The organism is Plantactinospora sp. ZYX-F-223 (assembly GCF_039649625.1).
Taxonomy (GTDB): Bacteria; Actinomycetota; Actinomycetes; order Mycobacteriales; family Micromonosporaceae; genus Plantactinospora.
Map to the genome: position 1 here is coordinate 1 of NZ_JBDJAV010000109.1, position 7,427 is coordinate 7,427.

The 7,427-nt window shown below is 69.0% G+C and carries 6 protein-coding genes and 1 pseudogene; 2 read left to right on the forward strand and 5 right to left on the reverse strand.

Annotated features, from left to right (window positions below; translation table 11 throughout):
* Positions 1-172 precede the first annotated feature (172 nt).
* From AAH979_RS42140 to AAH979_RS42150, 3 genes are all read right to left on the reverse strand, one after another.
* Positions 173-931 carry a winged helix-turn-helix domain-containing protein gene (locus AAH979_RS42140; protein ID WP_346263719.1) on the reverse strand — a complete coding sequence of 253 codons (759 nt, stop codon included), beginning with the start codon at positions 929-931 and terminating at the stop codon, positions 173-175.
* A 228-nt stretch (positions 932-1,159) separates the two neighbouring features.
* Positions 1,160-1,744, reverse strand: coding sequence for a helix-turn-helix domain-containing protein (locus AAH979_RS42145; protein ID WP_346263720.1), 585 nt, complete (start codon positions 1,742-1,744; stop codon positions 1,160-1,162).
* Between the two features lie 50 nt (positions 1,745-1,794).
* Positions 1,795-3,039, reverse strand: coding sequence for an MFS transporter (locus tag AAH979_RS42150; RefSeq protein WP_346263721.1), 1,245 nt, complete (start codon positions 3,037-3,039; stop codon positions 1,795-1,797).
* Between the two features lie 229 nt (positions 3,040-3,268).
* Between AAH979_RS42150 and AAH979_RS42155 the strand changes: the two are divergent.
* Together AAH979_RS42155 and AAH979_RS42160 are read left to right on the forward strand one after the other, a co-directional pair.
* Positions 3,269-3,544: pseudogene (locus tag AAH979_RS42155) on the forward strand (IS3 family transposase); the annotation flags it as partial.
* A gap of 503 nt (positions 3,545-4,047) precedes the next feature.
* Positions 4,048-5,943, forward strand: coding sequence for a tetratricopeptide repeat protein (locus tag AAH979_RS42160; protein ID WP_346263722.1), 1,896 nt, complete (start codon positions 4,048-4,050; stop codon positions 5,941-5,943).
* A 179-nt stretch (positions 5,944-6,122) separates the two neighbouring features.
* On the opposite strand, the gene AAH979_RS42165 is transcribed toward AAH979_RS42160, so the two are convergent.
* Together AAH979_RS42165 and AAH979_RS42170 are read right to left on the reverse strand one after the other, a co-directional pair.
* Positions 6,123-6,275: a pentapeptide repeat-containing protein gene (locus tag AAH979_RS42165; RefSeq protein WP_346263723.1), complete on the reverse strand. Its 153-nt coding sequence runs from the start codon at positions 6,273-6,275 to the stop codon at positions 6,123-6,125.
* 297 nt (positions 6,276-6,572) lie between these two features.
* Positions 6,573-6,953, reverse strand: coding sequence for a DUF6355 family natural product biosynthesis protein (locus AAH979_RS42170; RefSeq protein ID WP_346263724.1), 381 nt, complete (start codon positions 6,951-6,953; stop codon positions 6,573-6,575).
* Positions 6,954-7,427 lie beyond the last annotated feature (474 nt).

Genomic DNA, 7,427 nt, shown 5'->3' on the forward strand with positions numbered 1-7,427 from the left:
TTGCTGTCGCGGTCCCGGATCAGGAACCTGAACCGGCCCACCCGCTCCCCAAGGTCCATCACGAGGTTGCGGGCCTGCTGGGCCACCCACGCCCCGGTCGGGTTCGTGGTCGCGCCGAGGATGCGGACCCGCCGGGTGGCGATCTCGATCAGGAACAGCACGTAGACGCGGGTCAGGCCGATCGTGTCGACGTGCAGGAAGTCGCAGGCCAGGATCCCTTTGGCCGGGGCGGTGAGGAACTGGGTCCAGGTCGGCCCGCTGCGCCGCGGTACCGGATTCCAGCCCGGCCTGAGTGAGGATCTTCCATACGGTGCTGGCCGCGATCCGGTAGCCGAGGCCGATCAGCTCGCCCTGGATCCGCCGGCAGCCCCAGGTCGGGTTCTCCTGCACCAGCCGCAGCACCAGGGTTCGCAACTCTGCTCGAGTTGACGGGCGACCCGTCGGCGATCGCGTCCTCATCGCGCTGGACGGTCCGGTGTTTGGGCACCTGCGGGGTGTAGCCCATGCGGTGCAGCAGGTAGGACACGCCGCGCAGCGTGTAGGAGACGTGGAACAGCCGGCCGATCAGGGTGGCGACCCGGGCCAGGGTCCACCGTTGGTCCTCGGTCCAGCCGTGCGCGGCCGGGCCGAGGTCCAACTCGGCCCGCAACCGCAGGAGCTGGTCCGGCGAGAGCCGGGAGAGGTTTCCACCCGGCCCGGTCGAGGCCAGGGCTGTCATCCCACCCGCACGCCAACGACGCCGCCACTGGTAGACCGACTTCGTCGACACCCGCAACCGGGCCGCGACCTGCGTCACTGGCACATCGACGGCGAACATCCGCGCGGCCTGCATCCGTACCTGTTCCCGCTTGCCCCGTCCCGCAGCGGACAGGCCCCCACTATCGGCGTACCTCACACCACAGGCATAGGCCGATACCGGCCCAGCGTCCATAGTGGTAGATCACACCCGGCCATCCAAAGCAGACCCCAGTCATTCAACGGCTGTACAGCCGCCCACCGGACCGACACCCGAGGATCATTACCTACGCGGATCGACGCCACCGACCGTCCCATTGCGCACGAGATCGTTAGCTGGGCAGGTTTACCACGCGAATGCCGACGCCAGCGTCGCGGATTTCCGAAGGAAGTCGTCGAGCCAGCCAGCGCTGCTTTCCGTAGCCTAGGCAGCGGGGCCGAGCGTCGCGTCCAGCAGCGTGGCGGCCAGCGCGCGGCCGGTGGCGAGCGCGGCGGCCGCGTCGCGGTCCATCCGGGCGGTGATCCCGATGCCGTCGTAGATCATGTGGAGCTGGTGGCCGAGGCTGCCCGGGTCGGCGGCGCCGGCCTGCCGGGCGAGGTCCGTGAACAGCCCGCGCACCCAGGCCCGGTAATCGTCGGCGGCGACGGTGGCCGCCCCGCCGGAGGCCGCCTCCGCGGTCGCGGCCACGAACGGGCAGCCCCGGTAGTCCGGCTCGGCGAGGCGCGCGCCCTGGACCTCGTACACGCCGAGGATCTTTTCCCGCGGCGTCCGGTACGCGACCAGGCTCTCGGTGACCCGCTTCTCGATCGTCCGGTGCCGGCCCCGCAGGTAGGCCCGGATCAGCTCGTCCTTGCTGCCGAAGGTGTTGTAGAGCGTGGCCTTCGCGACGCCGGCGTGCTCGATCACGCGGTCGATGCCGACCACATGCACACCCTCGCGGTAGAACAGCTCGTCGGCCGCGGCGAGCAGCCGCTCCCGGGCCGATGGCCGCGCGGTGGTTACCGCCATCTCATTCACCACCTTTGTCATCTTGCCGTCATCGTACGTGCGCGCACCGGTCAGCTCGCCGCCTTGACCCGAGGCGCTTGGCGGCGCACCAGGGCGGCACCCGCCAGCGCGGCGAGCACGATCACCGCGATGCCGTACTCCCGCGCGGTGTCGATCAGGCCGCCCGCGTGCACCACCAGGAACCCGGCCACCACCGCCGGCACGCCCAAGCCCAGGTAGGAGACCACGTAGAGAAGGGCCAGCACGCCGGCCCGCTCGTGGGCGGCGACCAGCGGCACCACGATCCGGATCGCACCCTGGAAGCCGCTGCCGAAGCCGATGCCGGCGACCCCGGTCGCGACCAGGAAGCCCACTGTGGAGCCGGCGGAGATCGCGACCAGCGTGCCGGCCACGCCGACGATCAGGCCGATGACGCCGACCGCGAGCGCCGTCTTCGCCGCGCGCTTGTCGATCGCGAGCACGGACAGTGCGGCGACGGCGGCGAGCACGAACAGGCCGAGGCCACCGTAGACCGCGGACGTGGAGTGGGCCAGGTCGCGGACCAGGGCCGGACCGAGGGAGGCGTAGAAGCCGGCCAGCGCCCAGACCGCGAAGAGCACCGGCGCGGCGATCGCCACCGGACCGCGGACGTCGCGCGGCAGCCTGATCTCCGGGATCAGCGAGTGCCGGGCCCCGGGCGCGCGGGAGACCGTCTCGGGCATCAGCGCTACGCCGACCGCCTGAAGCGCGAGCACGCCGAGCAGCGCCAGATAGATCAGGTGGGTCGGGGCGGGGAGGAACTGCACGACAAGGGCGGAGAGCAGAGCACCACCACCGGTGCCGATGCCGGGGGCGACCGCGTTGGCGGTGGCGCCGCGGACGCGGTCGATGTCGAGCATGCCGGCTCCGAGCGCGGCCAGCGCCGCGCCCGTGGCCAGACCCTGGACAACCCGGGCCGCGAGCAGCGCGGGTACGCCACCCGCGAGCGCGAACACCACGAGGGCGGCGGCCTGGACGAGCAGGGCGACGAGGAGCACGGGCCGCCGGCCGACGTGGTCGGAGAGGCGGCCGAAGACGAGCAGTGCGAGCAGCACCGCGACCGCGTACACGCCGAAGACGACGGTGGTGGTCATCGGCGAGAAGCCCCATTCGGCCTGGTACGTCGCGTAGAGCGGGGTCGGCGCGCTGGACGCGGCGAGCAGCGAGACGACGATCGAGGCGAGCAGGACCAGTGAGCTGGTGCCTCCGAGGCGGAAGCGGCCCATGCGACCGGTGGGGATGGTCCGCCTGTCGGCGGCGATGGCGGTGGCGCTCACGAGCGGCTCCCTGGATAGGCCCGTCTGTCTGGTGCGGCCTTTAGATTAGACAGACCTGTCTGTTCAAGCAACGTGATCCGCGTCCTACGGCACGGAGCGGCGCGCCGCAGCCTCCGACCACTCGGCCAGCATCAGGGTGGCGTCGTCCCGGGGCGGCCCCGGCCTGGTGGTCGATCACCGTCTGGGAGAGCGGGCGCAGGATCTCGGCCGCCCACACGTCCGCGCCGACTCGATGGGCTCCGTCGGCGACTCGTTCGACAACGCGCTGATGGAGAACTTCTGGTCCACCCTGAAGATCGAACTCGTCTACCGCACAAGCTGGCGCACTCGCGACGAGGCCGAGAACGCGATCTTCGCCTACATCGACGGCTGGTACAACACCCGTCGGATCCAGAAGGAACTCGGCTACCTCAGCCCTGACGAGTACGGGACCGCCTGGCATACCCGCCAGGGCAACCCAGCCGAGCCACCAGTCACCACCCCTGCGCCGGCCGGCAGCAGGTAACCACCGCTCCATCGAAGCGGGGGAACTCACCAAGGAGATCTCAGTAGGCCCAGGCAGCACCAAACTGCGATGGGCAGCCGCGATGAGAGCGACCCCACCGGTCACCTCGACCAAGCCTGGCCGGGCCGCGGTCGTATCACCAGTCAACAGGTAGCCGCGATGGGCGCGACGCCAGCGAGCGCCTCGGATCACTTGAACGTGATGCGCGCGGCATCGTGGGGTATCCAGGGGCTCGCTTCCGAAGTCCAGCCCTGGTCGTACTGCTCCGCGGCCTCGATGAACTCAGCCGGCGGTCGGTAGGAATGGGCAGTGACGTAATGCCAGATGAGCGAGGGTTCTGATCGCCACGTCCGCCTGCTTCACCTTCGGCGACTCGCCGGAAGAGCGGGACGAATCCGCCGCGATCATCGAGGACATCCAGCGCAGGCTGGCCGAGCGGCCAGAGGTAGCCGAGGTCAAAGTCAGGTACCAGAACAAACCTCAACGTCCCCGGCCAAGCCCGCGTGACGATCACCGTCACCAAAGGCAGCGACAAGGAACCCGTGATCGACGAGGCCGTGCGGATGCTCTGGCTCCTGCCCTGGCTGCCCCGCCGCGGCAGGGCGCGGGCCGTCATCACCACCACCAACCAGGACTTCGCCCAGCTCGGTGCCGAGGTCCGCGTCGAGGGCTTCACCCCGGCGCAGGCCGCGGCCTTCCTGTGCGCCCGTAGCGGCCTCAACGACATCGAACAGGCCACGCTCGTCGCGCACGAACTCGGCGACCTTCCCCTCGCACTGTCACAGGCCGGCGCGGTGATCCGCCGCCGACGCCAGTCGTTCGGCGACTACCTCGCCGGACTCGGCTCCGCGCCACTCGCCTCAATGCTTGCCCGGGTGCCGGGAGACGAGTACCCGAGCAGCGTCGAGCAGGCCACACTTCGCTCGATCGCCGACGCCGAGGCGGCCGACCCGACCGGCGTGGCCCGGCGCGTTGTCGACCTCATGGCCCTACTGTCACCCAGCGGAGTCCGACGCGACCTGCTGTATCACCTGCCCATCGAGCGGCCTGGAATCGACAGCGCCGTCGCGACTCTGGCCGGTGCCTCCGTCATCGGGTTCGACGTCACCGGCACCGTCGTGGTCATGCATCGACTCACGCGACGCTTCGCGCTGACGCGCATACGAACCCAAGGTCGACTGCGGGCGGCGGCGCAGGAAGCGACCACATTGCTCGACGCCGCCGTGGCGACCACACCGCCGGCCGATGTCGATCTGGTCGACCACGTCGCCGACGTCTGGGTCGCAGTGCACCGCGACCTGAAGCCCGACCCCGAGGCGACGGGACTCGTCGCCGACCTTCTGCGGCTGCGCCGGTGGAGCGTCGAGCGGCTCGGCGCCCTCGGCGAGTCCGCCCGCTCGCTGACCACCGCGATCGCCGTACTCGAAGAGCATCAGAACGCGGACGGCATCGACGACGAGGCCGTCTCGCTCGCCCGCCGTGCCGTGATCGACGCGGGCATCGGCACCGACCGCGAACTCGAGGTCGTGACATTCGCCGAAGAGGCCCTCGCGGAACGGATGCGCATAGCCGGCCCCGACAAGTCGGGCACCGTGTCGGCCCGCAACCTGCTTGGGTACTGCTGTGAGTGCGCCGGCCTACTGGAGCGCGCCTTGGAGATCCACCGCTACAACCTGCAGGAGAGCCTGCGCGCCTGCGGCCCCGATGCCCGCTCGACCATGGCCGCACACATCAACATCGCCAGCACCCTGCGCTCGATAGGACAAATCAACGAAGCGGTCCCGATCTTCGAGGAGAACCTCCGCGAGAACACCCGCGCATACGGGGCCGAGCACGAGTCGACCATCAACGCCCGCGGCGAACTCGCCCGAACCTATGTCCGAATCGGCCGCGCGGCAGAGGCGATCACGCTCCACGAGATCAACGCCGACCTGCATCGCGCCGAGCCCGTTGGAACACTGGCCCTGTGGTGGCCTCAGTACCGAGCGACGGCCTACTCGGCCGCAGGCCGCCACGACGAGGCCATCGCGCTACTACGCGGCCTCGTTGAACAGGCCCAGGCGACCCTCCCACGGGACAACCCGCGCCTGATCCGGCTGCGACTCTTCCTCGCCCGCGCACTATCCGCCGCCAGCCACCATCGGCGCGCGCTGCGGCTGTTCGAGCGAGTGGCGCAGGACCGGACGCGGGTGCTCGGCATCGACCACACCGCGTCGTTGAACGCACGCCGCAACCTGGGACTAGCCCTCGCGGTACGCGGCCAGCGCCGCCGGGCAAGAACCGTTCTCACGGCCGTGCTGGCCGACTACATCCGGGTCCTGGGCGAAGAGCACCCATACACAGCGAGCGCCCGGTCGAGCCTGGAGGAACTGCCGTCGCTGCGCGAATTCCCGCTCTGAATGGTCAGATCGAAAATGGCTCGCTGGTCTCCTCACGGAGGTATGGGCACCTGAGACTGGATCTTGACTACCCGCCCTGACCGGGGAACAAGGTCGAACTCGAAGCGAAGCACGGGCCCCCAGGTTCCAGCGAACGGCAGAGTCATCCTCGGGTCGTCGGCTATCCACAGGCCGGGGAGTCATCCACCGAAGGTCGCGCCATCAAACTGGACACCGTGCCTGAACGTTGCTCCATCGAACGTAGCGACGCCGTGAAACCTCGTCCGGCTGAAGTTCACCTGGTGAAGGTTGCACCCAGTGATATCGATGCTGATGAGAGTGGTCTCGGTCATGTCCAGGATGCGATCCCCCAGTACAACGGGTCGGGATCCCCGTCCTCGGTGGTCGGCCGGAGATGGCGGGCGAGGATGCGCTGCGCCGCGAGGCGAACCTGAGCGTGAACCCGGCCATGCAGGAAATTGTCGCAGGGCGCACGTCGCGCCAGGGGACCTCTCGTCCAACCTCACAGTCGTACCGGATGGCCGCTCTGCGGCACGGTGACCAGCGATCGGATCGATGCGCCCGGCCGGCCACAGGACCGTCTGGGCGCACCGCCGCCGCAACCCCGGTATCGCCCGGTGCGTGCCGGGTCAGCCGGCGTTGCAGGTTCTCCCGACATAGACCGCGTACCGGATGTCGTAGGTCCGTCCCAGGTAGGTTAGGCCCGGCTTCACGCACAGCTCATAGTCGGGGGCGAAAATGGTGTCGACGTTGATGACCACATCGGTCCGAGGCGGCGAGTCGCAGTGGTTGTAGTAGGCGTGGAAGCCGTCGGCCGTCGTAACGTAACCGCAGGGAGTCGCTGCGGCACCAGCCTCAGTCGATCCTTGACCAGCCGGTGCCGCCGAGGCCACGGACGGCGCGACGCCGAGACCGAGCGCGAGCGCCACTGCGCCCGCACCGATGGAGGCGAGCCTGAGCGCCTTCGCACGCTCCCGTACTCGCGCTGGGACAGTTGGGCCGTTGGTCATGATTCCTCCTTGGACGACCAGTGGTCGTACCACGACGCGGATGCCACCTGCGGCGAACGATCTTCAGCACCCTTCTGCGTCTGGTGTTCGAGTACGAAAAAGCTAACGCTGCCCGGATTCAGATTGGCTTCACCGAATTCGTGAGCCTCAGCGCGATCCGGCTGACTCCGCAGGTGCAAGCGGGCAGGCGGCGGACGCGCATCCCTGTCACGGCCGGACACATCCCAGCGTGGATAGCCTTCAGCAGCAGACTCCTTCCGTAACCCTGCGTGACGGACGCTCTGGGTACGCCAGTACCTCGACTTCCGCTTCTGCCGAGTTGAGGTAGCCGGGACCATGACACAGCCAGAAGTCCCTGGAAGGTTCGAGTAGGTCTCAGTAGGGTGTTCAAGCGCTACAGCTACCTACGTGATGATCTTTAGGCCAGCGTCGTGGACTCGCCCGAGGGCAAGCGTTCGCTGGACCGGTTGTTTT

Bases quoted from the DNA above. Each gene is read 5' to 3' on its own strand.
- AAH979_RS42140 (WP_346263719.1), bottom strand. From the start codon at position 931: ATGGACGCTGGGCCGGTATCGGCCTATGCCTGTGGTGTGAGGTACGCC.
- AAH979_RS42145 (WP_346263720.1), bottom strand. From the start codon at position 1,744: ATGGCGGTAACCACCGCGCGGCCATCGGCCCGGGAGCGGCTGCTCGCC.
- AAH979_RS42165 (WP_346263723.1), bottom strand. From the start codon at position 6,275: ATGACCGAGACCACTCTCATCAGCATCGATATCACTGGGTGCAACCTT.
- AAH979_RS42170 (WP_346263724.1), bottom strand. From the start codon at position 6,953: ATGACCAACGGCCCAACTGTCCCAGCGCGAGTACGGGAGCGTGCGAAG.